The 25,901-nt window shown below is 49.8% G+C and carries 19 protein-coding genes; 11 read left to right on the top strand and 8 right to left on the bottom strand.

The window, feature by feature from the left end:
- Positions 1 to 377: 377 nt before the first annotated feature.
- Genes JW814_03085 through JW814_03070 form a run of 4 tightly spaced genes read right to left on the bottom strand, consistent with a single transcriptional unit; the run spans position 378 to position 2,808 of the window.
- A complete protein-coding gene (locus JW814_03085; GenBank protein MBN2070418.1) occupies positions 378 to 1,130 on the bottom strand; it encodes a 7-carboxy-7-deazaguanine synthase QueE in 753 nt (250 codons plus the stop codon).
- The gene (locus JW814_03080; protein ID MBN2070417.1) at positions 1,127 to 1,705 is read right to left on the bottom strand and encodes a DUF366 family protein; all 579 of its coding nucleotides are present in this window, start codon (positions 1,703 to 1,705) and stop codon (positions 1,127 to 1,129) included. The genes JW814_03085 and JW814_03080 overlap by 4 nt, the downstream gene beginning before the upstream one ends.
- A gap of 1 nt (position 1,706) precedes the next feature.
- Complete coding sequence (gene queC, locus JW814_03075; protein ID MBN2070416.1) at positions 1,707 to 2,435, bottom strand: 7-cyano-7-deazaguanine synthase QueC; 729 nt, start codon at positions 2,433 to 2,435, stop codon at positions 1,707 to 1,709.
- Entirely contained in the window at positions 2,428 to 2,808 is a 381-nt protein-coding gene (locus tag JW814_03070) for a 6-carboxytetrahydropterin synthase (GenBank protein ID MBN2070415.1), read from the bottom strand. Before JW814_03070 ends, queC begins: the two co-directional genes overlap by 8 nt.
- Before the next feature lie 247 nt (positions 2,809 to 3,055).
- On the opposite strand from JW814_03070, the gene JW814_03065 reads away from it, so the two are divergent.
- Together JW814_03065 and JW814_03060 are read left to right on the top strand one after the other, a co-directional pair.
- Entirely contained in the window at positions 3,056 to 6,943 is a 3,888-nt protein-coding gene (locus JW814_03065; protein MBN2070414.1) for a hypothetical protein, read from the top strand.
- The gene (locus JW814_03060; protein ID MBN2070413.1) at positions 6,940 to 8,220 is read left to right on the top strand and encodes a tetratricopeptide repeat protein; all 1,281 of its coding nucleotides are present in this window, start codon (positions 6,940 to 6,942) and stop codon (positions 8,218 to 8,220) included. The genes JW814_03065 and JW814_03060 overlap by 4 nt, the downstream gene beginning before the upstream one ends.
- Before the next feature lie 87 nt (positions 8,221 to 8,307).
- Here the strand turns inward: JW814_03060 and JW814_03055 are convergent, their stop codons facing one another.
- A complete protein-coding gene (locus JW814_03055) occupies positions 8,308 to 8,514 on the bottom strand; it encodes a cold shock domain-containing protein (protein MBN2070412.1) in 207 nt (68 codons plus the stop codon).
- Between the two features lie 352 nt (positions 8,515 to 8,866).
- Here JW814_03055 and JW814_03050 point away from each other — a divergent pair, with 352 nt between their 5' ends.
- The 3 genes from JW814_03050 to JW814_03040 are packed head-to-tail and all read left to right on the top strand — an operon-like array spanning position 8,867 to position 12,695.
- Positions 8,867 to 10,210: an FHA domain-containing protein gene (locus JW814_03050; protein MBN2070411.1), complete on the top strand. Its 1,344-nt coding sequence runs from the start codon at positions 8,867 to 8,869 to the stop codon at positions 10,208 to 10,210.
- A gap of 5 nt (positions 10,211 to 10,215) precedes the next feature.
- Positions 10,216 to 10,944, top strand: a complete 729-nt coding sequence (locus JW814_03045) for a metallophosphoesterase family protein (GenBank protein ID MBN2070410.1) — start codon at positions 10,216 to 10,218, stop codon at positions 10,942 to 10,944.
- A 5-nt stretch (positions 10,945 to 10,949) separates the two neighbouring features.
- Complete coding sequence (locus JW814_03040) at positions 10,950 to 12,695, top strand: serine/threonine protein kinase (protein ID MBN2070409.1); 1,746 nt, start codon at positions 10,950 to 10,952, stop codon at positions 12,693 to 12,695.
- Here the strand turns inward: JW814_03040 and JW814_03035 are convergent.
- Positions 12,667 to 13,800, bottom strand: coding sequence for a glycosyltransferase family 9 protein (locus tag JW814_03035; protein ID MBN2070408.1), 1,134 nt, complete (start codon positions 13,798 to 13,800; stop codon positions 12,667 to 12,669). The genes JW814_03040 and JW814_03035 overlap by 29 nt on opposite strands.
- A gap of 125 nt (positions 13,801 to 13,925) precedes the next feature.
- The gene (gene rsgA / locus JW814_03030) at positions 13,926 to 14,855 is read right to left on the bottom strand and encodes a ribosome small subunit-dependent GTPase A (protein MBN2070407.1); all 930 of its coding nucleotides are present in this window, start codon (positions 14,853 to 14,855) and stop codon (positions 13,926 to 13,928) included.
- 174 nt (positions 14,856 to 15,029) lie between these two features.
- Here rsgA and JW814_03025 point away from each other — a divergent pair, with 174 nt between their 5' ends.
- From JW814_03025 to JW814_03000, 6 genes are all read left to right on the top strand, one after another.
- Positions 15,030 to 15,494 carry a PTS sugar transporter subunit IIA gene (locus JW814_03025; GenBank protein ID MBN2070406.1) on the top strand — a complete coding sequence of 155 codons (465 nt, stop codon included), beginning with the start codon at positions 15,030 to 15,032 and terminating at the stop codon, positions 15,492 to 15,494.
- Positions 15,491 to 15,835, top strand: coding sequence for a hypothetical protein (locus tag JW814_03020; protein ID MBN2070405.1), 345 nt, complete (start codon positions 15,491 to 15,493; stop codon positions 15,833 to 15,835). Before JW814_03025 ends, JW814_03020 begins: the two co-directional genes overlap by 4 nt.
- Positions 15,836 to 15,975: 140 nt before the next feature.
- Complete coding sequence (locus JW814_03015; protein ID MBN2070404.1) at positions 15,976 to 20,622, top strand: sigma 54-interacting transcriptional regulator; 4,647 nt, start codon at positions 15,976 to 15,978, stop codon at positions 20,620 to 20,622.
- Positions 20,615 to 20,812, top strand: a complete 198-nt coding sequence (locus JW814_03010) for a hypothetical protein (protein ID MBN2070403.1) — start codon at positions 20,615 to 20,617, stop codon at positions 20,810 to 20,812. Before JW814_03015 ends, JW814_03010 begins: the two co-directional genes overlap by 8 nt.
- 21 nt (positions 20,813 to 20,833) lie before the next feature.
- Positions 20,834 to 21,661 (top strand): hypothetical protein, encoded by an 828-nt coding sequence (locus JW814_03005; GenBank protein ID MBN2070402.1) that lies wholly within the window; start codon positions 20,834 to 20,836, stop codon positions 21,659 to 21,661.
- Complete coding sequence (locus JW814_03000) at positions 21,648 to 22,403, top strand: Nif3-like dinuclear metal center hexameric protein (GenBank protein ID MBN2070401.1); 756 nt, start codon at positions 21,648 to 21,650, stop codon at positions 22,401 to 22,403. The genes JW814_03005 and JW814_03000 overlap by 14 nt, the downstream gene beginning before the upstream one ends.
- Before the next feature lie 96 nt (positions 22,404 to 22,499).
- On the opposite strand, the gene JW814_02995 is transcribed toward JW814_03000, so the two are convergent.
- On the bottom strand, positions 22,500 to 25,745 hold the full coding sequence (locus JW814_02995; GenBank protein ID MBN2070400.1) for a PD40 domain-containing protein: 3,246 nt from the start codon (positions 25,743 to 25,745) through the stop codon (positions 22,500 to 22,502).
- Positions 25,746 to 25,901: the final 156 nt, after the last annotated feature.

The following is a 25,901-nucleotide window of genomic DNA, read 5'->3' as shown; positions in this document are numbered from 1 at the left end:
AACAACGAATAGAACGTTTGTGTCAAGTGATTTTATTTTTTAACCATGCTGGGCTTCCTCTTCCGGGTAAGGTCCCGGTCTGATACCCCCAATTGCAGGAACGCAACTTCAGGTTGCAAAAAGAAAGAAGATGGCAATCTACCCTCCGGGACTCCCGGGGAACAATAGGGAATGATACGGATCTTTCAGGCAAAAGCGCGTTTTACGCGATGAAGCTGACAAATCCTTTGCTGGCAAGGGATAGTGCTTTTTAATCGATTTAAGAATAATATCTGGTATGCCTATTGCTGTTCATCTGAGATGCTGCGAGGTGGTCGCCGCCTCACGAACCCGACCCTGCATCGTATCATCTCGCGGCACTTTTTTTCTCCGCGCTTCTAGGGTAATCCGAGAATATGATGACACTGTGGAATCACTCTCACGTCACTGAGGAAAGCTGAAGCTTTTTCATGGCAATCGATGATCATACCGGGAAGGGGGGGCCGGGCCCCTGCCGAAGGGGTCGCCGGCTGTATGACCAGAGGTGTTCCCCTGTCAAATCCCGAGACGATCCTGACGGCCGCAGTGAACTCATTGATATCAAGGCTGTCGGTGATGACTATCTTGCAGAACATCCTGGCAGTGGCAAAAACGGGAAGGACCCTTTCATATACGGGAAAAAGATCTCCCCCTCCACAGAGAGAAGGAAGTTTGATATCCAGTGAGACAAGATCGACAAGGGGAGCGATTACTCGCGCTGCCTGCTCGGGAAGGCCATTCGTCTCGAGATAGACCGGCAGATCGCTTTTTCTGAACAACTTGAGAAATTCTGCCAGGAAATCCGGCTGTTCCAGCGGTTCCCCCCCTGTGACGCTTAACGAATGTATCCCCTGCTTTCGGGAGGCAATAGAGACTGCCACCCGCGCGATCTCTGAGACACCGACCGGATTGTCTATCCTTCGGACCGATCCCTGATCATAAATGAGGCATTCTGCCGGATCTCTCTTCGAAAGGGGAGTATCGCAATAAGAACATTCAAGACCACATCCTGCAAGCCTGATAAAAAGCTGCATTACTCCGACATATATCCCCTCACCCTGAACGGAGGTAAAAAGCTCTGTCACATTGCCGCTCTTTCCATTTTCGCTCATACCCCCCTGACCTTCCTGACGGCGAGTTCGACCGATTCGCATTCATACTTGTACGCGTCGAGGACCATCCTGGCCAGTTTCCACGGATCGACCCCGAATTCTCCGAGTCCGGCGGCCGGAACGGGAGCACCTTCCGGATCGATATTTACTCCACAGTGAAAGAGGGCCGAAGTAGGACTGAGCGTTGCTATCGCCACCGTTATCTTTCTGTCGTCCTCGAAAATATCATCTCCGTCTCTCCTGAAAGTCCGTTCCGGGGCAAGTCCGGAGAGGACCTCCATGATGATAGTCACGAACAACCTCAGCCTGTAATTCATCTCGGCCAGGGGGACCTGGAAGTGTTCGCATATAAAATGAAGCATCCCACCCGCTACTATTGTACTTCCATTCTCGGCATCTTCAAGATCGACGAGGTTCTCTCCCCTGACATAACATGCTCCCGAAAAGGCGACGATCCCGTCACCACGTATTTCCGCGATCTTTCTGATAAAATGGCTTCGAAGCTGGCTTCCGTCATAGTCGATCACCCTGTCGACGATCGATGTGGATATTAACCTGTACTCTGTTTCCTTCAATTCAATTCTCCCTTGAAAATCGGACTCTTTCCGCGGCAGAGGTGCCCTCTATCGCCTTTCTCAACCTTACGCAGGATTCGCAGGTCCCGCACATCGTTTCATCGGCGTTATAGCAGCTCCATAAAAATTCCCACGGTATATCAAGAGTTATCCCCATTGCCGCGATCTCTCGCTTCTCCATCGAGACTGTCGGCGCGATCACTCTGACGTCGGCGCCGGCTCCAAGTTCCAGCGCCCTGTTGGCTGCTTCAATATATGAGGCACTGTTGTCGGGAAAAGTCGATGCCTCTTCAAGGTTGAATCCCGTGACTATTACGGCGCATCCGCTGGCCGCGGCAAAAGCAGCGGAGATATTGATGAATATACCGTTCCGGTTCTCGACCCAGACCGCCCTCGAAGCATCGAGCCGCTGCTTCGCTCCCGCTCCCGAATACTCCGGTATCTCTTTGTCACTTTTTATAATAGCAGATGAAGATATTCCTGACAGCCATGGAAGAGCGACCTTTTTCATCTCGATATGGTAAAAGTCCGTGATCGCTGCCGCCGCATCCTCCTCCCGCGCGAGGGCTTTCTGGCCGTAATCGAAGAAAAGAGCGAGCTTCGGAGTATACTCATCTAATGAAAGAGCCAGGGAGACAGTCGAATCCAGGCCACCGGAAAGAAGGATAACGGCTCCCGGTCCGGGGGGCATCGCTTCTTTGTTTGTATCATGATTTTCTCTTCTATTCACGATACCGCACCATATCAGAGTGTGTCTCCCATAGTTCCACTTCAGTCAATCTTCCCCCGGGGATCTTCAGGTCTTTCTGAAGGAGCCTGTATATCTCGGCTGCGATATTCTCCGATGTCGGATTGATCGAATCAAACGGAGCGATCTCGTTGAGATGGCGGTGGTCGAACAGGGGAAGGATCACCGTTTCCATACCCGATTTCAGTTCGAGATAATCGACAGTGAGACCTCTTTGATCGATCTTCACGAATTCGTAATATGCACGGAGTACCCAGTTATGTCCATGCATTCTTGAGCAGTCCCCGTCATACCCTTTTAATGAATGCGAAGCGCAGAAATGTATCTCCGTCGAGATCGAATAGACAGCTGACATCCAGATCACCAGAACCTTTCAGATAACAGGCAACACGTTCAACATAAACCAGTTACGCCAACCGATATCTTTCTGCCTGTGGACAGTCCCCGGTCCCTGATAATCTACATCTTAAGCCTGTGCATATCAATAATTAATGAACGATTGAAAATTTTCGTCATATGGTACGTATTTCGCTTAAAAATCGATGGGCAGCTGTAAAAATGAGGTCAGAGCATAATATCCGGTTCAAACCATGGAGATAGAATTGTTTCTTACACAGGAGAAAGCTCTTAAACGGATACAGCAGGATCGTCTGAAAGGCGATCTCAAAAAAGCATTCCAGCGCTCTGTCGACGCTCTGTCAAAATGGCCGGATGACTTTGACCTGGCTATCGAAGCGATTCAGCTTTCGTTTGACATCTCCGATTTCAAACAGTCCGTCTCCCTTATGAAAGGGGCGATAAGGCATCATCCAAAAGCAAGGAACCAGATCATTGAAATGGCCAGGGAGACCTTGCAGCGGAATTTCAATCCTTTCCTTGCAAGTTTTATAATAGAGATGCTGCTGAGAAGTAAAAATATCGAGCGGATCCGGGAAATGCTGCGCCTCTTCTCTGAAGATTTCATTCAAAGCCTCGTTAAAAGATCCGAGACGAGATCTAAAGGGCTTCGGGAAGAATCGCAGGGTAAGGGATCACAATATACAGACAATGAGCTTCTTCTCGGGCTCCTCCACATGGCGGCCGGACGGTTCAGGGAGGCCGCGGCACCCCTTGCCCGGGCCCTTGACAACTCGCCTGAAGACGCTGAACTCTTCGGGATTCTTTTCATAGAGATCGAAAGAGCTTATCCCGATCATGCATTCGTGAAATTTCAGCTCGGAAAAATATCAATCCTGCTCTCCCATCCTGAAAAGGCGGAACCTAGGTTCTTCCAGGCAATAGAACTCGACGACCCTCCACTCGATGAACTCCTTCTGCTACTGGGCTCATCCGAGTCACAATCGGAGAATCACCTGCTTCTTCTCGGAGAGATACTCATAAGGTCGGGCTCCGATGACGAGGGCGAACGCAGAATAAAGGAATATATCGAAAAAACACAGGAAGGGTGGAATATCGAATCTGCCAGCGACCGGATAAAACAACTCTTCCCGGACAGGACTGACAGCAGGTTATTCGCCTTTGACAGGCTGTCTCACCTGCCCGAAAAGTATTATGGAAACAAAAAGATCGTCTTCCTTCTCTGTGAGATAGCGGAAGATCTCGGACGGACCAAAGAGGCTGTCGAACAGATGGAGATACTTTTTGATTTAGATCGGGACTCGTGCGGGGATATCGTCAGATGGATCGAGGAAAGAGATGACGTCAAAAACACCGCTCCATCGCAGAGACTTCTCGCGCGCCTGTACATACACCTTGAAAACTTCTCACAGGCATCCTCAGCCGCCATCCTGTCGGCAGAGATGGATCCCGCTCTGATAAGTTCACTCCTCGATATCATCGAAGAAGGGATCGAATCATCCGGAGACAATAGTACCGAACTTCTCGCCGCAAAAGTCGAACTTCACGCCTTGAGCGGAAACTCCGAGAAAGCGGAACAGTTGATCGGATCTCTTGAAGGAAATGATCAGTTCAGCAGTGAGGACCTCTTCAGATTGACCGGCAAGATCATTGAAAAATCGGGAAGCAACCTCGACAGGATCATCTCCATCCTCGAACTGGGTCTGCGCAAGGAAGATGTCAGTGGAGCCACAGCCTTCATTCTCGAGTTTTACAGGAATAACCCCGACGCGCATGACGAACTGCGCCTGAGAATAGAAACCCTCCTTCCGGAAGATGACGGCAACTGGGAAGAAATGGTCAAGATCATCGATCTGATCTCCGAGACTGAAGATCTTTCCAAACCGTTCAGGGTCCTCCGCGCGAAAGCGGACTTAAGGACCGGAAGGATCGAAAAAGCGATATTTGAATTCGACCAGCTCATGATGTTCGGAGATTCGGCCGGACTCGATCTTGAATCGGAATATGAAAAGGCCGCGGTAAGAGATCCCGGAAACACGACTCTTAACCTCGCTCTCTATCAGCTTCACCTCGATAACGGCCTCTTACTGAAAGCGGCCCACTATCTGTGCAAATCTCTTGAATCCGATCCGGGACAGATAAAAGACGTCATTGAAAGGTTCGACAGGCTTGTTGAAAAAGAACCGGGTAACAGGGAAATCTGGGAAGAACTTCTCAGATCCGCCCTGAATGTGAACCATGTCGATCTGGCCAAGGAAATACTCAGAAGAGCTATCGCCCGGCTGCCGAAAGAAGAGACAGCGGCGCTTCATGTATACGGAGCAAGGATATCTATGGCGGATGGAAAGGCTGTCGATTCACTACGATGCCTTGCCATGGCTCTGACTGGAAAAGAGGTCGACCTCAGATCGATCCTGGAGGAACTCAGCCGGATAATCGACAAGGATCCGGGCAACCCTGAAGCGAGATACCTCGTTGCTGACACTCTGCTCCGGATGGGCAAAGAGAATGAAGCGATGATCGAACTGGAAAAATGCCTGGAACTTTCCCAGGGATATTCCACGAAGATCAGGACGAGACTGGAAGAACTTCTTCCTTTAAGTATAAAACCATGGCTCTTTTCGAAACTTCTCGGCCTGATAGCATGGAAAGAGCAGCGCATGGAAGACGCGTACCGGTATTTTAACGGGGCTCAGAACGGACCTGTCGAGTTTCTCCGGGCCCTCGATCAGACAATCAAAAATATCAGGGAAGAAAGTCCCGATAACAGAAGACTTACATCGATCTATGGCCGTTCACTCGCTTTGCAGGGAAAATACGATGAATCTGCCGATCTCCTTTTCCAGCTTTTCAAGGAAGATGAGACGACTTCGAGCAGGATCATGGAGATCGTCCTTGAGATTCTGAGCAGGGACCCCGTGGAGTTTCACGCCTGCAGGCTATCGGCAAGGATCAACATCGCCATCGGTGAAAAAGAAAAAGCCCTCGTATCGGTCCTCAATATCCTAAACAGCGACAGCACTGATCTCGATAGAAAAAAAGATGCCGCGACCGAATTTCTCGAGCATTTCGACCTGGACGTCAGTTTCATTATCCACTACGCGGCCCTTAAAAGTGAACTTGGCGATTATGACGAGTCGCTGGCCAGATACAGGGAAGCTCTCAATATAGATCGATCTGCCTGGCAGGAGATCCTGACTTCATTTGACGCTACCCGTTGGCCGGACAGTGTTTTCGCGGCAGCTCAGATCCATCGCGCCGAATGCCTTCTCGAAGGTGGAAAAAGCGCGGAAGCATTCGCCGCTCTCGAAAAAATCAATGGACATACTGACGACATCCTTCAAAAGATGACTGAAAAGACCTTCGATATAATCGATCAGGATAAAAGACCGGAGTATTATCTATTCGGCAGCCGTCTCCTCGTAGAGGCGCGAAGGCCGGAAAAAGCGGAAGATCTCGTCCGCGAGGGTTGCGCTCTCTTTGATGTCAAAAATGCCACTGACCTGCTTATATCTCTGGCCGGCTTTTTCGAAGATTCCGGTCATTCGAAAGAAGCGGCCAGAATATTCAGCGAGGTACTCGGTGATTGCGGCGAGCGTGAGACGATCCTCAGGCGCATAGAAACGATCCTGACCGGTTCGGCCCGCGCGGAAATCTCGAGAGGACTCTCACTTCTGAAAGAGGGAGAGGTCGATGACAAGAACCTGGAGAGACTCTCACGGACAGCGCTTGATCTGGGAGATTTCGGTTCAGCTCTTAAATTCATAAGACGCTCGTCTATCCCGGAACCTGAAAGAAAGATACTTCTGGCAAAGACGTACCTCTATATGGACAAACCGGTCATGGCATTATCCCTTGCTGGTTCCATCAGCCGGCTGGAAAAATGGCCCGATCCGGCAGCGGCAGAACTCCTCCATATCGTGGGAGTCGCGAGCGAGAGGGTCGGAGATTTTGGAAGAGCGGCAACGGCATTCGCGAAACTGATCGGACAGGACGAGGCATCTGATCTCAACAGGGAAAGAGCGGAAAAGAATTACGCGAGATTTCTCGAATCACAATTTGAACATAAGGTGGAACTACTTGAGAAGACCGGAGACCTTTCTCCGGTTCCAGACGAAAGGAACTTATCATGAAGATTTGCCCGCTTATCACACAGGCATCGATTCTCGAAGGTCCCGACAGGGAACTCCTTGTCAGGGAGGCTGATGACCACGATCTCAACACCGAAGTGGAAGAGACAGAACGGGAAGACTCCGGAGATGACATCTTCATGAATCCTGATTCCGACCAGGCCTCTCTGGCAGAGGAGGAATCCGGATCGCTTCAGCAGGAAAAATCTGTCCGCTTCCTCGCCAAGTCATTCAGAGGACAAGTGAACTGCCTCGGCGAAAGCTGTAGATTCCACGATGATGAAAAAAATGAATGCAGGTTCGAGATATTGCTCAGCGGCGAAAAGGCCGAAGACCAGCGATACGAGGAGATCGAGTCAATCAGGAGCGAGATCGAAAGATCCTGGGATTTCCAGAAACAGAGTACGTCGGATATTCTATCGATGTTCAGGCAGATGGAAGAAAAAACCGATCTGATGCGCGATGATCTGAGCGGATCGATCAATGAAAAGCTGGCACAGATAAAATCGATGATCTCTGAAGTCAACGAAGAAAACAAGATCATCATAGAAAGCATCGCTGATACTCTCGCGGAAAAGACAGGTGAAATCGAAGATACTCTGAAATCGAACGAGGGCAGTCTTGCCAGTTTCAAAGATGAGGTCTCCAGCTGGAAAGAGAATATAGACAGAAATATAAGTACTATGGAGGAGACTCTCGATGAAAACAGGAGACTCGTCGGTGAAGTGACGCAGAACAATACGGAGATCCTCAAAGTGATCGAAAACCAGAAAAGTACCCTCGACGAAGAGGAAAGAAGGCGCCATCTCGCAGAAGCCCGGAGGCTTAACAACGCCGGGGTCATGAGTTATCACAACGGACAGTATGAACAGGCTCTCGACCTTTTCAAAAAAGCCGTCGAGATCGACGACTCTTTCACCGAGGCTTACAACAACCTCGGACTTACCTATACCGAGACGAGCCAGGAAGAAAAAGCGACTGAAAGCTTCAAGAAAGCGATCGAGCTCAATCCGGAACTCAGTGCGACGTATAATAATCTCGGATACGTCTTCTACAGGATGGGGTCATTTGTGGAAGCTATAGAGATGTACAACGAGGCTATTGGAAGAAGCAGCGACAGCAGCTCGGCATGGACAAACCTTGGCAACGCCTACTACAAGCTCGACAGGACTGATGAAGCTCTGGACGCATGGAACAAGGCGATAGAGATAGATCCTACCAATGAAAAAGCGAAACGGAATCTCAAGCGTTTTCACGCTGAAGTGTCCGAATCGGAATAGCCGCCCGGACCTGAAGTGCTCACACAAAAAAGGAGGCGCCATTCGCCTCCTTTTTTGTCAGGCCACTCTTTTTTAACCTGCCTGTGCCTATACCTTCTTCACGTTCTTCGCGTGATACCCCTTAGGCCCTTCGATCAATTCGTATTCTACCGATTCCCCTTCGCTGAGTGTCCTGAATCCGTCTCCATCTATATCTGAATAATGAACAAAAATGTCTTTCCCGTCCGATTCCTGCATTATAAAACCATAACCCTTGTTCTCATTGAACCACTTGATCTTACCTGTCTCTGCCACCGATTACCTCCTTTTTCAGCGCAGATCCGACAATCATGCCGCCGCGATGAATCTGCCACCGTTGATACCGGCAGCCCTTAAGCCCTCCGATTTAACCTGCCTTAGTTTTATAAAGTTAAATTCAACCGGCGCATACTATCACATACGACAGGGAAATTCAATCTGAATATCCCACCGGACACCGCCTATCCCCGTTTTTTCTTCAGATTTGCAATATTAGAGGGAGGTTTACTGCCCCCGATTATGATCGATGGCATATCTCATTGTTTAATAGCATGTTACATTCATAGTCTCTTGGCACTTTTCTTGCGAATAAGACTAAAGTAACTATAATTCAACGAGGATCCAGAAAATGTCGCGCTTACAGATACCTTATGACAAGGTCATAATCAATCCTACAGACTTCGAACCGGAAAATTTCGACTCGACGATGCGTCAGCTTCTTGACAAAAGCAGCAACGTGCCGGTCGTCGTTGAGATATTCAATGAATATATCCAGTACCTTCTCTTTATTCGTGACGGACAGTTTTACTGGGCCTGCACAAGCGGACCGGACTGTTTCGAGGGACTGAGCATAAGGGATTTCTTCTCACGCCTTCAGCGTACTCAATATCCCAAGGTCGTCGCTTATGAAACAAACATCCTTCTATATCATTCGCTCCTGGTCTTCATCCAGAAAAAACCTGACCTGAAAGTCAGTTCGAGTCTCGTCGATCTCGACGACCTGCTAGACAGGACCGAAAAGGAACAGTCCAATTCGCTTATTACAGCCCTCCAGCCTAACAATTTCATGATGCTCAGGTACAAGGAAAGTAAACCGGTAGCCTGTTACCACGGCATGGTGAACCGTTCCAAGACCCCCGATAAGCGCGAAGAGTTCCTCGTCAAGATCTATACGCTGACTACACACGCGATCTTCGAGATCAATCTGTTTACAGATCTCGTCGTGACTCATTCTGAAGACGCCAGACGTATTCCGCCTGAATACCAGGGTTCGATCGTCTCGTTTTTCATGAGCCAGCCTCCAAAACTCATTGTAAAACTGAAGGACAGGCCCCTGAAGACTTACACCTTCTCAGGCAAGCAACTGACGATCGGACGGCTACCCGATAACGATATCGTGATCGACAACCTGAGCGTCTCACGCAAACATGCCGTGATCCACGCGTGGAAATCGGGTTACCATATTAAAGATCTTGGAAGCAAGAACCACACTTATCTCAACGGTCAGCAGGTCGACAGTGATGAACTGAAGAACGGTGACCGGATCACCATCGGAAAATACCAGATACACTTCCAGATACCTGCAGGTGACGAGGTTCAGGGAAACAACCTCGATCAGACCGTGATCATACCGAATTTTCACTCCGCTCCCTCCCGCGCGATATCCGCCAGAAGTAACGACGCAGCGCCCGGACTTCCTCCAAAACTATTCAGGAGGTCCGACCAGGAAGAATACGTCCTGAATACGGAAAGCACAATAATAGGCAAAAGCAGCGATTCGGATATCAGGCTCAACGGATTGTTCTCTCCGAGAGTAAGGGCAGAGATCAACAGGTGCGGATCGGATTATATCATCCGCAAAGCGTCGGGTCGCAGGGATATATCGATAAATGGCGAGAAGATGAATGAAAAAGTACTCGAAGAAGAGGATCTGATCGCTATCGGCGCGGAAGAATTCGTGTTCAAACGGTAATCAATATGAAGATCATAGTCTATTCTGATATCCACGCCAATATCGAGGCTTTGGAAAAAGTCGTGACGGACCTGGAGGCCAGGCGTCCCGATCTCACCGTATCTCTCGGAGACGTGGTAGGGTATGGTGGCGATCCATCCGCGTGCGTGGAACTTGTCGAGAGACGTTCTGATATCAGGATATGCGGTAACCATGATTTCGCTGCCTCTCGAAGTTCAGGCGGGGAAAGATTCAACATCACCGCCGCGCTCTCGATCGAATGGACAAGGAACGCCCTGAGCGAGGACGAGAAATCGATCCTCAGGGAATATCCGGCGATGGAATCGCGCGACGAGTGCCTGTTCGCGCATTCTTCACCATCTGCTCCTCTTGAATGGGAATATATATATACGATCTCGCAGGCAGAGCGGATCTTCCACGAATTCAGCGACAGGTTCATCTTCATCGGACATACGCATATTCCCGGAGTGATAAGCTTCGGGGAGGACACGGGAGCACGGGTGGAAAACGGAACGTCGATATATATTGAACCGGGAAGGAGGTATCTTGTCAACCCGGGAAGCGTGGGTCAGCCCCGTGACGGAAAGAACGAAGCGAGTTACGCGTCCCTCGACTTCGCCGAGAAAAGAATAACGATACACAGGGTGGCGTATGATATCCTCGGCGCCCAGAAGAAGATCCGGAGCCAGGGATTGCCAGAATCTCTCGCGTCGAGACTCGCGACGGCAAGGTAATAATGATGGAAAACAGGAACTATCAGATACTGAACACGATCGCCACGGGGGGGACTTCCGTACTTTACAAGGCGATCCAGAAATCGCTCGACAGAGAAGTCGTCATCAAGAAACTGCATTCCCACCTTACATCGGACAGGAATTTTACCGGAAGATTCGAACTTGAAGCAAAATCCGCCGCGAGCCTCGACCACGAGAATATAGTCAGGATCATAGATACCGGGACTGCCGGAAACAGTTATTATATCGTAATGGAATATATCAATGGATCGACTCTTAAGGAAGTCCTGGAAAAAAACGGTCCCCTGGGGAATGATCTGACCCTTCTGATAGCCAGGGAGATATGCCTCGGGCTTGATCACGCTCACCAGAGGGGGATCATCCACCGCGATATAAAGCCGGCCAATATCATGATCACCAATGAAGGACAGGTCAAGATAACCGACTTCGGTCTGGTTAAGTTGAGCCAGGCGCATCTGGAACAGACTATCGCCGACACCCTTCTCGGCACTCCCCTTTACATGTCGCCTGAACAGGCGATAGGCGAGGGAGTCGACGGAAGAAGCGACCTCTTTTCCCTCGGGACTATATGTTATGAAATGGCTACGGGACATCAACCGTTTTCCGGAGCAAACTATGCTGCCGTCATTCAGAACATAATCAACAGTTCGATCAAAGCGCCCTCGAAGATACGGAGTTCCATAAGCCCCGAAGTGGAATCTATCGTGATGAAGGCTCTCAACAGGGAACCGTCAAAAAGGTACGGTACGGCTCTCGATATGGCCCGTGAGATCGAAACGATAATCGGGCGTGAAAAGATCATCGAAGCGAAAAACATATTAAAACGGCTTGTAGCGGGGAGACCGAAGCTACCGGAGACAAAGGTGAAAAAGAAGAGGAACAAAACGAAAAGAAAAAAGATCCTTTCTACTTTCATGATAGCAGCGGCACTTGCCGTCAGTTCTTTCTATCTCTATTCCAACCCTGATCTTCTTTCTAAAGCGAGAGAATCGATCTACGAATTTACCGGCAGGTTAAGAAAACACGACGCGCAGGGAGTCCTTCCCGCCTCTTTGCCGCCGGGAATCGGGATCGATGGAATTTATTCCACTATCGCGGATACGAGTGCTGTCATAATTCAAGGACAACCGGTCCCGGCCGAAACGGTTTATATCGAAGTGCCGGTCTCTCCCCTTCCGTCGACATTCACGGCAGCTGATTCAGCATCTCCCCTCCAGGAGGCCGCGGCAGAAATACAGGAGCCTGCCGGCACAGACGAACTGGTTTCAAAGATCGAAGAACCAGCTGATCCGCGGGAAGAGGAAACAGCGGGATTCATCGATATAATAGTCGAGCCTGAAGCCGATATCGTCATCGACGGAATATTCCGGCTTTCAGGTAACAGGTACGGTCCTTCCGAGATAGAAGCGGGGACACATTCGATCAGCTGTAAACAGAAGGATTTTACTGAATATACGGAGACGATCATCATCACCAGGGGCGAACTTTCCCGCAGAAGGATATATCTCGAAATGAAAAGCGGAGATCTTCTTTTCGCCACCGCGGCAGGAATCAGGGTCTTCATAAACGGTAAATTCATGGGAATTACGCCGCTGGCCGGCAAAATATCGCTACCGACAGGAAAACACCTTATCGACCTTAAGAAGACCGGCTATAAGGACTGGTCGAATGAAGTGTACATTCCGGCGGATGAGACGGTCACTATGAGGATCGACATGGTATCTCTCTGATTCCCGACAATAGAGAGCTTATTACTCCAAACACTTCATCCTCGCCAACAGACGAAATATCCCCGTCTCTTGATTCAATCGCCGTAACGGAGCAAGAAGCAGGCTTCCACCTTAAACTCTCTGTCGGACCGAATATTGCGACAACACGCGCCCCTGAAGCACCGGCGATATGCATGACTCCGGTATCATTGCAGATAGTGACAACCGATCTTCTCATGATCTCCGATAAAAGCCCTGCCTCCGGTGAAGAAAGAAGCAGGGGAATTTCCCCGTACTGCTCGATCAGCCGGTCTGATGCCTCAAGATCAGAAGGCCCTCTTACCGCGATTACCGGTATCTGGTATTCTTCAAGCAGCTTTCGGCCGACACTGGCGAATCTTTCAACCGGCCATCTGTTCTTCTCTTTTCCGGCACCTGGATGGATCATCGCGAATCCCTTCTTTTTGGGATCGACCGCCGCCATGATCATTTCCGCCTCTCTAATCTGGGAACCGGTCGGAACGATCACTGAAGACAGGTCATCATCCTCGATCCCCACAGATCGAAGGGGAAAGAGGTTATGCGTCCCTTCATGCATCCCACCGATTTCGGCCTCGGTCGGGAGAGGAAGTTCGAGGTGGTAATAGAGTGAAGAAAGACCGTGCCCGAACTTTACATCCGAGCACCCGACCCTGACAGTTGCTCCACTGATCGCGGCAAGGATCATACTCGTCACCGAAAAAGATACCGTGTTAAGGACGATCACAGCGTCAAAACATGCTTTGCGCAGAGCTCGTACGAAACCGAAAAGGGCGAAGATATTGGAAGCTCGGAGTTTCTTCGGCCAGACGATCAATTCATCGATATATGGATTGTTCTGCATTACACCTGAATTCACGTCAGACGCAAGAAAGGTGATCATGGCTGTGGGATATCGTTTTCTCAGGGCTCTAAGGGCGGGAACGGCAAGCAGCATATCCCCCATTTGGTCATGCTGCCTGATAACAAGCAGCCTTTCGATTCTCATGGCCCGGAACTCTCCCGGAGAAAGTCTTCCGCCGGAAAAAACGCCGGAGAAGAGCCTGGCGAGGATGACTTTAAAGCGTTTTTCTGATTTTCTGGTCATTTCAGTCAGATTTTCTGGAACCAACATCCTTCTTTTTCGTAATAGATGATAGAGAGCGGATCAAAATCCCACCACCTTCAATCTCTCCTTACCACTGGAGCGGCCCCCAACGGCCGCTCCTTCTTTTACTGGGTCCTGTCGGGCAGTTCTTCAAGTATCCTGAGATAACTTTCATACCTCTCTCTTGAAATATCTCCCCGTTCCATCGCTTCCTTTACACCGCATCCAGGCTCATGGCTGTGAGTACACATCGAAAACCTGCATTCAGGAACAAAATCTCCGAAATCCCTGAAACAGTCTGAAAGAGTTTGTTTTGACAATCCCCAGATACCGAATTCCCTGATCCCCGGTGTGTCACCTAAATATCCTCCTCCCACGATCGGGTGGAATTCGAAATGTGTCGTCGTGTGCTTTCCCTTTCCTGTTTTTTCACTTACAATTCCCACCCTGATATCAAGCCCCGGTTCAAGAGCGGCCAGAAGCGATGTCTTTCCTGCTCCGGATGGTCCCGCCATCATCGATCTCACTCCGGTCATCAAAGTCCGAAGCCTATCGATCCCCCTGCCGTCGAGAGCACAGCACCAGATCACTTCATACCCCATTCTGACGTAAGGTTCGACTTTTTTTTCAGTCTCATCGAGTTCTGTGGACAGATCTATCTTGTTAATACATATCAGCGGAGTGATATTGTCACATTCAGCCGCCACGATCATCCTGTCAAGAAGCCTTATGTTCAACTCTGGTCGAAGTATCGAATGAACGAGGAATATGAAGTCGATATTCGCTCCAAGGACCTTTATTTTCTTCCTTCCCGAAGAATCCCCCCTGGCAAATATCGATTTTCTTTTTCCCACAGAGGTGATGACACCGGTCGGTCCGCTTGTCCCCGATCCTCCCTCTTCCTTGAACAGCACATTATCTCCGACAACGGGAAGAGTCTCTTCCGGGCTTTTTCCTATCCTGAAGCGCCCTCTCACCGAACACCTCACTTCGCCGGATTCGGTGGCGACATAATAATCAGCCCCCTTGACCCTTATCACAAAGCCTTCAGGCAAACAGATCCCTCCGATCGTTACCAATCCGATTTTCCAGAAAAAGGACATATATCGGCATAAAAACGATTTTATTATCAAAGAGTAACAAAAAACTATTGTAATCTAAAGCGTAAATTGCTATACAAATATAGACTTGTAGGTATTATACCGGTCGGTTTGAAGGCAAGAGAAGAAATGGAATCAGAAAAACTCGCTTCGTTTTTCGAAGAAGATCTTTGTTTGTTTCATCTGCGCTCGAAAAAGAAGAACTCTGTTCTTCAGGAGATGGTGCGCCATCTCAAGAAGACTGGCAGGGTCTCTGATGAACAATTCATAATGGAAATGCTTAAAAACCGTGAAAGCCTTGGAAGCACCGGGCTTGGGCTGGGCGTAGCCTTTCCACACGGCAGATCCCTTGCCATTCGGAAGCTGACTGTCCTTTTCGGCCAATCAACGGCGGGGATCGATTTCGAAGCTCTCGATGGCAGACCAGTAAATGTCTTTTTTCTGATCCTCGCCCCTTCCGACAAAGGGGCAGATACATATCTGGCTCTTCTGAGCGAATTGATCGCTCTGATCCAAAAACCGGACAAACTCGACAGACTTCTAAAAGTAAAGGATTTCGAATCCCTGATCGATATCCTGGATGGAAAAGAATGAGAGAAGAATTCAGATTACTGATAGGCCTTCAGGATATAGACGTAATGATCAAGGAAGCCAAAGACAAATCGACTTCAAAAGAGTTGAAAAGCATGGGATTCCAATTGACAGGGCTTGAAGAACTTAAGGCAGCCAGGGCTAAAATAGCGGGAAAGATACCTACCGCTCTTCTGAACAGATATGAAAAACTCGCCAACCATTTCACGGTAGCGATCCTTCCAGTCACAGGCGACAAGTGCCTCGGTTGTTTTGTGAAACTGCCGACCTCTTTTTTTTCGTCGGCGTACAGCCATGAACTCCTGACCTGTGAAAATTGCGGCCGCCTTCTTTATATCCCATGATGATCCTGTCTGAGGATCTTTTCATACCCCCCTTCTGCAGATTTTATTTTTATTCCGGCCTGATCTTCCACTTGTACTTTTTTTTGATTTGAGGTAAAGTATCTTTACAGGTCAAGAATTCTTACTGGACAGGTTGAACGGTGAACAGAAAAGACGGAAAACAGGACTTCATTTCCCGTTATACAGTGAAAACCCGCCTTGCCGGATTCCCAGACTGGAACGGATTCGAGGTGACAGATTCCCTGAGCGGAAGAGATTACCTCCTGTTCGACCTTAAGGACGCGAAAGCGGCGGACCTCTCCCTGAGCGATCTTAAGATGAGAGACCATCTTTTCTCGAGGCGGTCAGAGTTTTTTCCCGCGACACTCTCGCTTCAGGAAAACAGCGAAGGAGTCTTTTTTCTTCTTTCCTACGAAAAGATATCATCCCTGGCTGATCACCTCTCCCGGATAGGCCCCACCAAGGCACTGTCAACTCTTAAAGCTCTCCTCTCAGATATTATCAGCACCGAAGCTTCCGGCCTCTTTTTCAATGACCTCTCACCCGGATCGGTGATCGTAATCGATGATTCTCCCGTTATACTTCCAATCTCCTTCCTTCTTCCGGGAGAGATCATCTCCAGAGAATCATTCTCCGCCAGGACGAGGGAATTCGATCCTCTTATAAATGACCTTAACGGAGTCGGGGAACTGCTTCATTCATTCAAAGAGTATCTGCCACCTGAAAGCTCTTCCGAATGCGCAAGGCTGGCTGAGAAGCTATCATCTCTTTCCTCAGAGGTTACCCGCGATGAATATTACGGTCTGATCACAGAGACAGCTTCATTTCTCGATCTCGACGAAAAAGATATCCCTCCGTATTTTCTGAAAAAACATCCCGGGACGCCGTATCTCTCTGAAATGGAAAGGCTCGGACAGATCACCTCCCGGGCGAGGGAAGGAAGAAAACAGATGGTCCTGATCGAGGGCGCGGACGGAGAGGGAAAATCATCCTTTCTTGAAGAAGCCCTCCGGAATATAAAAGACAGGTGGGACTTTAATGACGGCAGGTTTCTCAGCGACCAGGATATATGCGGCGATCTTGCTCAGGATGAAGACTCAAAGAACCCCGTTTGCATGATCATCGACACATCCATCCAGGAACCGATCTTCTACAGCCAGATACTGAAGACTCTTTCCGCCGGACTTGACCGGTGGGATATAGCCATTATCTCCATCGGCGAAGACGCGACCGGACCTTTCAGAAAAAGTCTCCAGGATGAGGGCAGATCCCATGACTTTCACGTCAATACCCTCGAACTTCCAGCCCTTGATAACGACAGAAGAAGAGAGATCATCGCAGACGCTCTACCTGACCATTTAAAAGAGGAATTTAACGATTCGGCCCCGGCAGGGATGACAATCTCTTTTTACGGACTGTTTTCCAGGGCTCTGGCCATGGACTCGGCCGGCACTGACAGGAAAAAGACAGTCAAATCGCTGATCGACGACCTGACACCGGAAGAAAGATCAGTACTGGATTTCATCGCGGCTTTCAGGTTCAGGGTCCCTCTCTCTGTCCTGAAAACCATATATTCCACTGAAGAAAAAAGATTTTACGAGATCGTTCAGCGCCTGATCTCTCTCGGATTATTGAGCGTTACGGCTGAACGGTCGATTCTGCTCGAGAGAAAACTCAGTCTCTGTTTCAGCATAGGCAGCAGAAACCTGGCAGAGAAGATACTTGATCTTATCCCGGCCACGAGAAAGAAAGAACTGCACCGCAATATCGCTCATATCCTCAGGGATAACAGGAATACTCCACTGGCTTATACATTCTACCATCTTGTCGCGTGTTGCGAGGATACTGAAGCTTCTTTCAAGGGAATGGAGATATTTCATCATCTGCTCGAGATAAAAAGTATAAACGCCATAAACTGTTTCAATGAATATTTCATGAAAAAGAAGCTCGCCCGCCATCTTCCTCCCGAGATGCATTTCAAGCTGTATCTTGAACTTGGCGATTATTTCTCCCTGATCGGAATGGTCGATAAAGCCGAACAGCTTTACAGAAAATGCCGTGAAGAGACTACGAGGAACGGAGAATGGTACAAACTCAGGGCTCTTGCCACAAAGGCTGTAAGAAGAGAGTGCGATATCCTTGAAAAGAGAGGAGAATTCAAAAAAGCTGAAAGCCTTCTTAAAAGCGCTCTCGACATGCATGGAGAACATATTCTCGCGAGTGAAAGAGCAAAGCTGTACAACGATCTGGCCTGGGTCCATTACCGGCTTGGACAACTCGATGAATCCTGGGAAAACTGTCTGATCGTGCACAAGATTGTCGATAAAAAACAACACCCCAGGGAACTATCCGAATCATTGAGCCTTATGGGAGCGATAAACTGGAACAGGAGCAAATACGAGGACGCGCTTGATTGCCATAAACGATGTCTTGTCATTCGGGAGGAATGCAATGACGAACAGGGTGTCGGCGCGACTTACAACAACCTGGCTCTCGTATACAGGTCAATGGGAAGGATCAAAGAGGCACTTGATAATTTCACAAAATCGATGAAGATCAAGGATAAAAGCAACAACCTCCCCGGCCTGGCGATCGGCCATCTCAATCTTGCACTCGCATATATGGATCTCGAAGAGATAGAAAAATCCGAGAAGAGCTGCGATAAAGCCCGCCTTCTGGCGGAAGATCTCGGAAATCAGCAGCTTCTCGCCGAGATATTCGGAACACTCGGTGAAATTTATTACCTGAAAGGCGACAAAAGCTCGGCTAGGGAGTATTACTTCAAAGATCTTCATATCTGCCACACCACCAAATCGATAAGGGAAAAAGCAATCGTCTTTCGAAGACTCGGAGACCTCTCTCTGACAGAGGGGAAACTTACCGAGGCGACCGAGCTGCTTAACCAGGCCAAAGAGCTTAACAACAGGATCGGTTCAAGACTCGAGACGATCCTGCTGGACCTGCTCGAGGGACGGATCCTGCTCGCCGAGGGAAAACGCGAGATAGGCAGGATGAAACTTGAAGGAACAAGCTTCGAGCTGTCTCTTCTCGGCAGGAAAACTACCGCGTCATCTGTCACGGCGGAGATCGGCGAGCTCTATCTCGATGAAGGTAATGAACATCTTGCCCGGGAATACCTGCTGAGATCTATTTCGCTGATAGGCGAAAGTGAAAGACTTCCGAAACAGGTCCGACAGCTTCAGGACAATCTGGAAGAAATAACGAGGAAAGAGACGGGGCAGATACACACAGATTCGTCGCGATTCAGAGCGCTTTGCAGGGTCATCTCCTTTATCAGGACGATCAGGGAACCAAAAAAGCTGTACGACACTATAACCGAATCGGCAAAAAACATAACCGGGATGGAAAGAGCGGCTCTTATCCTGCAAAATGAAAATCATAACTCTTTCAGAATAATATCAAGCATCGGGGAATTCGAAGGAGGCTCGGACCTGACCGATAACGATATCATCGCTATTCTGAATATATCAAGGCAGCTCGGATACCCGCTCGACATATCGAGGTCAAATATACCTGAAGGAAAAGTCGGCAAGGGATTTCTGAAAAGGCACCCGGGGATAATCTGTACGCCCTTGTGGATACAGGACGAGATGACTGGATTTCTTTATCTCGATTCGAGGCAGAAGGTCGAGGAGACAAGCGACGAGGAACACAGCTTTCTCGTTGCTTTCAGCCAGCAGATCGCGCTCGGGATGGAGGGAATATTGCTTGAAACGAGGCTCAAAGAACTGGAAAAATCCCAGGTGGCAATGACTCCGGTCAGCGTTCCGGGACTGAAGAAAAGAGTCACCTTCAAGGATGTCGTGGGAAAATCTCCGGCTATAAGGCAGGTCTTCGAACTTGTAGAGAGCATAAAGGACATGGATACGGCCATTCTGCTGACAGGACCGAACGGCTCGGGAAAAGACCTGATAGCAAAGGCTATTCACAGCGCCGGGCCGAGAGGTTCCAAACCATTTCATCATATCAACTGCGCCGCGTTTCCAAGGGACCTGCTCGAAAGCGAACTTTTTGGACATGAGCGCGGTTCATTTACAAGCGCCCACAAACAGAGCATAGGACACTTTGAAAAAGCAAAAGGCAGCACCATATACCTTAACGAGATCGCCGAGATACCCCTGCCTCTTCAATCGAAACTTCTCAGAGTCCTTGAGGAACAGGTATTTTTCCGCGTCGGTGGAAACAGGGAGATAGATGCCGACGTACGGATAATAACGGCGACCAATAGAGACCTGAAAAAAATGGTCGGCCAGGGGACCTTCAGGGAAGACCTGTATTACAGAATAAACGTTTTTCCTATAAGGATCCCCCCTCTCAGCGAAAGGAGAGAGGATATACCCCTTCTGTGCGATCATTTTCTCAATAACCTCTGCAGGCTTTACAATATCCCAACGAAAAAGATATCTCCCGAAGCGATGACTTACCTTATCGAGTATGATTGGCAGGGAAATGTCAGAGAACTGGAAAATATGATCAAGAGAATGATAATAATCTCCAAAAAAGATACGATCCTTCCCGAAGACCTCCCCGAAAACATCCTTGAACACACCGAAACCGTACACGCTCAGGCTCTGAGCACTCTGGAAGACGTCGTTCTCTCACTGTTGGACAATCTTGAGTATTCAGCGAGCGATCCGATACTTCCAAAAGTAGAAGGGTCGATAATCAGGAAGGTCGTTGAAAAAACAGGAGACAAACAAAAAGCGGCAAAACTCCTCGGCATCTCGAAACCGACCCTGTATGCCCGGTTGAAGAAATATGAATAGAAAAACTGCCCGACACGGGTCCCCCTTCATAAAAATGATCATGGTGGTATTCATACTGCTTCTTTTGATATATATCCCCCTTAAGATCTATATAGCGAGATCTGAAGGGCCGGGTGAGGTCCCCGACGGCGCGACCCTCAGGATATATCTGACCGATCAACTTCATGGATACAGGGAACCTTGCGGATGAAAGAAGGATATCTATTCAGGGATGGCCCGGTGGGCCTCCTTCATCGACAGCCGGCGCGCCATTTCCCCGGTGCTCCTTCTTGATACAGGCGACTTTTTCCGCCCGGAAAAGACTCCGGACGACGAGATCGATTACCCGTATTTCTTCGAAGGAATGAGACTGCTCCGATATGACGCTGTCAATGTCGGCGCCAACGACCTGCTTTATGGCCGCGAGATCATCGCTAAAGCTGCAAAGGACGCAGACCTGCCCCTTCTCTCGTCCAATATCATCGACCGCCGAAGCGGAGATCTTCTCGCCGCCCCATTTATGATCAGAGACCTGGGAGGGAAAAAGACTATTCTCGGGCGAAAAGGTGCTATCCGGACCGGGATCTTCAGCCTGACCGACCGGTCGTTCTTCGATATGATAGAAAACGCCGAACTCGATAACTACAATATAAAGGAACCGGCAGTCACCGCCCTTGAAGCTGTATCGAGACTCAGGGGAAAAAAATGCGATCTCATTATCGCGATCAGCCACCTCGGATGGGAAAAGAGCGTCAGGCTAGCGGAGACTGTTCCGGGGATCGATATCGTAATAAACGGTCACAGAGGCCATGACGGAACGTTTCAACAACGCACGGGGTCCACTCTCGTCGTTGACACCGGGTTGCACAGGATATCACTGACCGAAATAGAAGTCAGATTCACCAACGGCAAGCTTCTGACCAGGGCGTCGGACGTGGGAGGGGTCGCCCTGAGGATGCCGGGACGAAAGGACCTTGCCGGACTTGAGGAAAGATACCTGATGGAGCTTGAACAAAAAGGGATCGAAGACAAAAGGGAGAATACAGTTGAAGTTGAGTAAAATCACGGGGCTTCTCGATGAGACTCTGGACATCGCGTCCTTCAGGGCGGATTCCTCGCTGAACGGACTTCAGGTAGAGGGGTCGCCGGAGGTCCGCCGGGTCGCGCTGGCCGTCGACGCGTGCGAAGAAGCGATAAGAAAGAGCAAAAACCTGGGAGCGCAGCTATTGATAGTCCATCACGGCCTCTTCTGGAACAGGAACGAGACTATAACGGGAATCATGGCGAAACGGATAAAACTCCTTCTCATCAATGGAATATCGCTGTACGCCGCTCATCTCCCCCTTGATGTCCATCCATCACTGGGTAATAACGCCCGCCTCGCCTCACTTCTCGGCCTTGACAATACATTTCTCTTTGGAGAGTACTCAGGTATCGAGATCGGAAGATGCGGGGTACTTCCGGAAGCGGTATCCCCCAAAAGTTTCTCCGCCAGAGTCCGCAAAGTGCTTCAGGCACCGGTCAGTTCGCTTCTCTTCGGGAAAAGCAGGATCAGGAAGGTCGGAATAGTCTCAGGCGGTGGAGCCTCTCTGACATCGGCCGCCGCCAGATCCGGGTGCGACGCTCTCCTCACCGGGGAAACTTCTCATTCGGCCTACCATGTCGCCAGGGAGAACAGGATCAATCTCTTCTGCGCGGGACATTATGCCACGGAGACTCAGGGAGTCAGGGCTGTTGGCTCATTTCTCGAGGAAAGACTCGGGTTGGACACAAAATTCATCGACCTGCCGACCGGGCTCTGAAAGGACTTCTCTATCGTTTCGATTCCGGCAGGTGGTCTGGCAGGGAAGCTTCCGGATCGGAATTCAACCCGGAAGCCTCCCTGCCTTGTATTTTCGCTATCTGTCGATCTTGAACGGATCGTGCCTGGGCCACGGTCTGGGATCTTCCTCTATCTTTTTCTTAAGGACTTCGATCGCTTTCATAAGCTGAGCGTCGTATCCCCTGGCCATTTCGACCGGATCGAGGTCGATCTCAATATCGGGAGTCACCCCTTCGTTCTCGACGATCCATTTACCCTCGCTATCATAGATACGGTAATCGGGAGCTGTCAACCCTCCCCCGTCTATCAACCTGTGAAACATCGACACTCCGACCAGCCCGCCCCATGTCCTCGTTCCTATCACCGGCCCCATTTTCATCATCTGGAATTCCATCGGGACCATATCCCCGCCCGACCCCGCCTGCCTGTTCGTCAGGCAGGCGAGATGCGCGTTCGGAGCATAAGCGGGATCTGTCTGATCGTGTGAGTATCGCCTCGTCCAATATGAATGGATCTTCTTTGTCAGACGCTGATAGAAGATCGCCGGATCAAGTCCGCCTGCATTGAAACGTCCGTCGACGATAATACCCTTTTTCCTCGACTGGGAATAAAAATACTTGGGAAATTCCCTGGTCGATCCCGTGTATGTATCGGGCAGGTGCAGATATCCTATGGTCCCGCCTGATTCCTTTTCAGCAATACGACGGTTGCCCTCCACCCAATCGAGGTAGCGCAGAGTATATTCACCTCGAAGAGGAACCACTTTTAACTCCCTGGCGCCACTGCGCGAGGGTCTGTCGTTGACAAGAAGGGTCGTCTGGCGATCTGCCAGTCCCTGAAAATGACTGTATATGTTCGCGTCGGTCTTTACTTCCCTGCCGTTCACCGCGATAAGATACTCGCCATCACCGACCTCGGAACCGGGGATTGAAAGGGGAGGGATTATCTCCCTCGTCCAGTCAGCGACGCGGTATACTTTGCCAAAGCGGTAATATTCAGATCCATCCTCCGTTTTCCAATCGACTCCCAGCATGCCGACATTTACCGGTTCGGCTCTCCTTCGGGAATCGCCCCCATAGACGTATGTATGAGACGTATTGAGTTCCCCTATGAGTTCGCCGATTATGAAACTTATGTCCTGCCTGCAGGTCGCACGGTCCAGAAGCCTTCCGTACTTGGCCTTCATCGCCGTCCAGTCGACGCCATGCATGTTCGGCTCGTAGTAATAATCCCGTTCCATCCTCCACGATTCGTTAAATATCTGCTTCCACTCAGCGAGAGGGTCTAGCCGCATCGACAGGCCAGCCAGATCAAGATCGCTGCCCTTGGAATCTGTCGAACCGGCGTCTATGATCCCCGCGTCGCTTCCCCGCCGATAGATGATCTTGCTTCCTCCGGAGGAAAGCGCGTAATCATCGATATCCGAGATGACCGTCTCTTCCTTCCTGGATTCCCAGGAAAATCTGAACAGGTCCCGCCGGCCGAATCCCCTGAACTCAAAACGGTTGAAATCCCCGTCATCCTTGTTCAGATAGTATAATCCCTTTTCCCCGGCTGTAAGCTGACGGTAGTTGCCGGGCGGCAGAGGAAGATGCTCGATCCTCGAATCAAGACCTTCGAAATCGATCTTGAAAAGTCCGTCGCCCTTCTCTTTCTTTTCTTCTTTTTTCGATTTTTCCTCAGCTTTTATTTCGACTTCATCGCTTCTCAGAGGAAGCAGAGGAGGTGCTCCCTTTTTGAGTCCCAGGCAGTATATACCCGCTACGTCCTTGTAGACCATCTCCCACTCGAAATCGCAGAATGTCGGAGTAAACCTTCTGTTCGAAACGAAGAAAAGATAATTGCCATCCTTCGAGAAAGCGGGATGAAAATCGTTGAATAATCCGTTGCTCGCGCAGCGCGCCTTACCACTGTCGAGATTGTAAATATAGATCTGCGTGACGCCGTCGGCATTCATCTTGGAGTAGGCGATATAGCGGCTGTCCGGCGACCAGGTAAAATCATATATCGGTTTAAGGTCCAGGGAGACATCGACATTCTCATATTCTGCCTTGTCCACCTCTGTTATCTTTTTTGTCTCGATATCGATATAGTAGCATCGCAGCGTCTGGTCGGCGAATGCGAGCTTCCTGCCATCGGGTGACCATCGAAGCGTGTGCCTGTATCCGTCAATGAATCCGGTCAGACATATATCGTCCCCGCTGCCATCCTGGTTTGTCAGATAGATCTGAAACTCCCCGCTACGGTCGGAAAAGAATGCCACTTTTCCCCCATCAGGAGACCATACCGCGTCCTTGTCCCTCGCTCCAGGATCATTGGAGAGATTCCTTGTCCCTCCATGTTCGGAAGGTACGGAAAAGACTTCGCCCCTGGCGACCAGAAGAGCCCTTTCGCCCTGCGGTGAACAGTCAATTGACGTGACATCATCACTGACGTCTTTTATATATGGCCGTGCCTCGGGAGCGTCGCTACCGATAACGATATCGACCCTGTCTGTTTTCCCCGTGACCGGATCGAGCATCCAGATATCACCGCCGAGTTCATAGACTATCCTGCCGGTTCCCGCTGAAGGGCGCCTTACGTCATACTCGTTGTGATGCGTTATCTGGACGATCTCTCCGCTTGCCGTATCGTATGAATATATATTAAGGAAACGATCCCGGTCCGAACTGAAGTATATCTTCGATCCGATCCACATCGGGATCCTGTCAGTACCGTCAAACTCTGTAAGTTTTCGGTTTTCATTCTTTTTAAAATCGAAAAGATATATCTCCTGGGCAGTCCCTCCCCTGTATCTCTTCCATGTCCTGTTTTCCCTCGAGACCTTGTTATACGCTATGCTGGAACCGTCCGGTGAAAACGAACCCTGGACCGCCTCGTGCATGATCAATTCTTCCAGCCCGGTCCCGTCTGGAGATATCAGGTATAGCCTGGAGAATCTGCTGAAAGAAGAACGTTGCGAGCTGAAAAGTATCTTTCCCGACTTCGGATGCCACCCGACTACCTCATCAGCTCCCGGATGATATGTCACCCTCGTTATTCCTCCACCGGACGAATCCATCACATAGACGTCGGAGTTACCGTCATATTCTCCGGTAAAAGCTATCATCTTCCCATCGGGAGAAAACTTCGGAAAACGCTCCATCCCGTCATCGACGGTCAGGCGCGAAGCCGCTGCTCCCCCGGTGCTGGCAATCCATATATCCTCTCCCGAAACGAATACGATCATTTCCCCGTGAATGTCCGGAAATCTCAGAAGCGGCCTGGTCTTCTCCCCGGCTGACAGGGAAAAGGACAGGACCACCATCGTCAAAAAAAGCATTCCCGCGATCAAGGATAAAGACGCAAACAGCCGCGACAGGGATTTCTTCGCTATCACTGTAGACGCTCCTTTCGGTTAAAAATGATTATCAAGCCGGGGTAACAGCCTGTTCCGGAGATGTTACCGCAAAACTGCCCCTGGAAGGTCGCCAGGCAC

The sequence above is a fragment of the Candidatus Krumholzibacteriota bacterium genome (genome assembly GCA_016932415.1).
Classification (GTDB): domain Bacteria; phylum Krumholzibacteriota; class Krumholzibacteriia; order Krumholzibacteriales; family Krumholzibacteriaceae; genus Krumholzibacterium.
The sequence above is the reverse complement of the archived record's forward strand: the minus strand, read 5'-3'. Positions and strand labels throughout refer to the sequence as shown.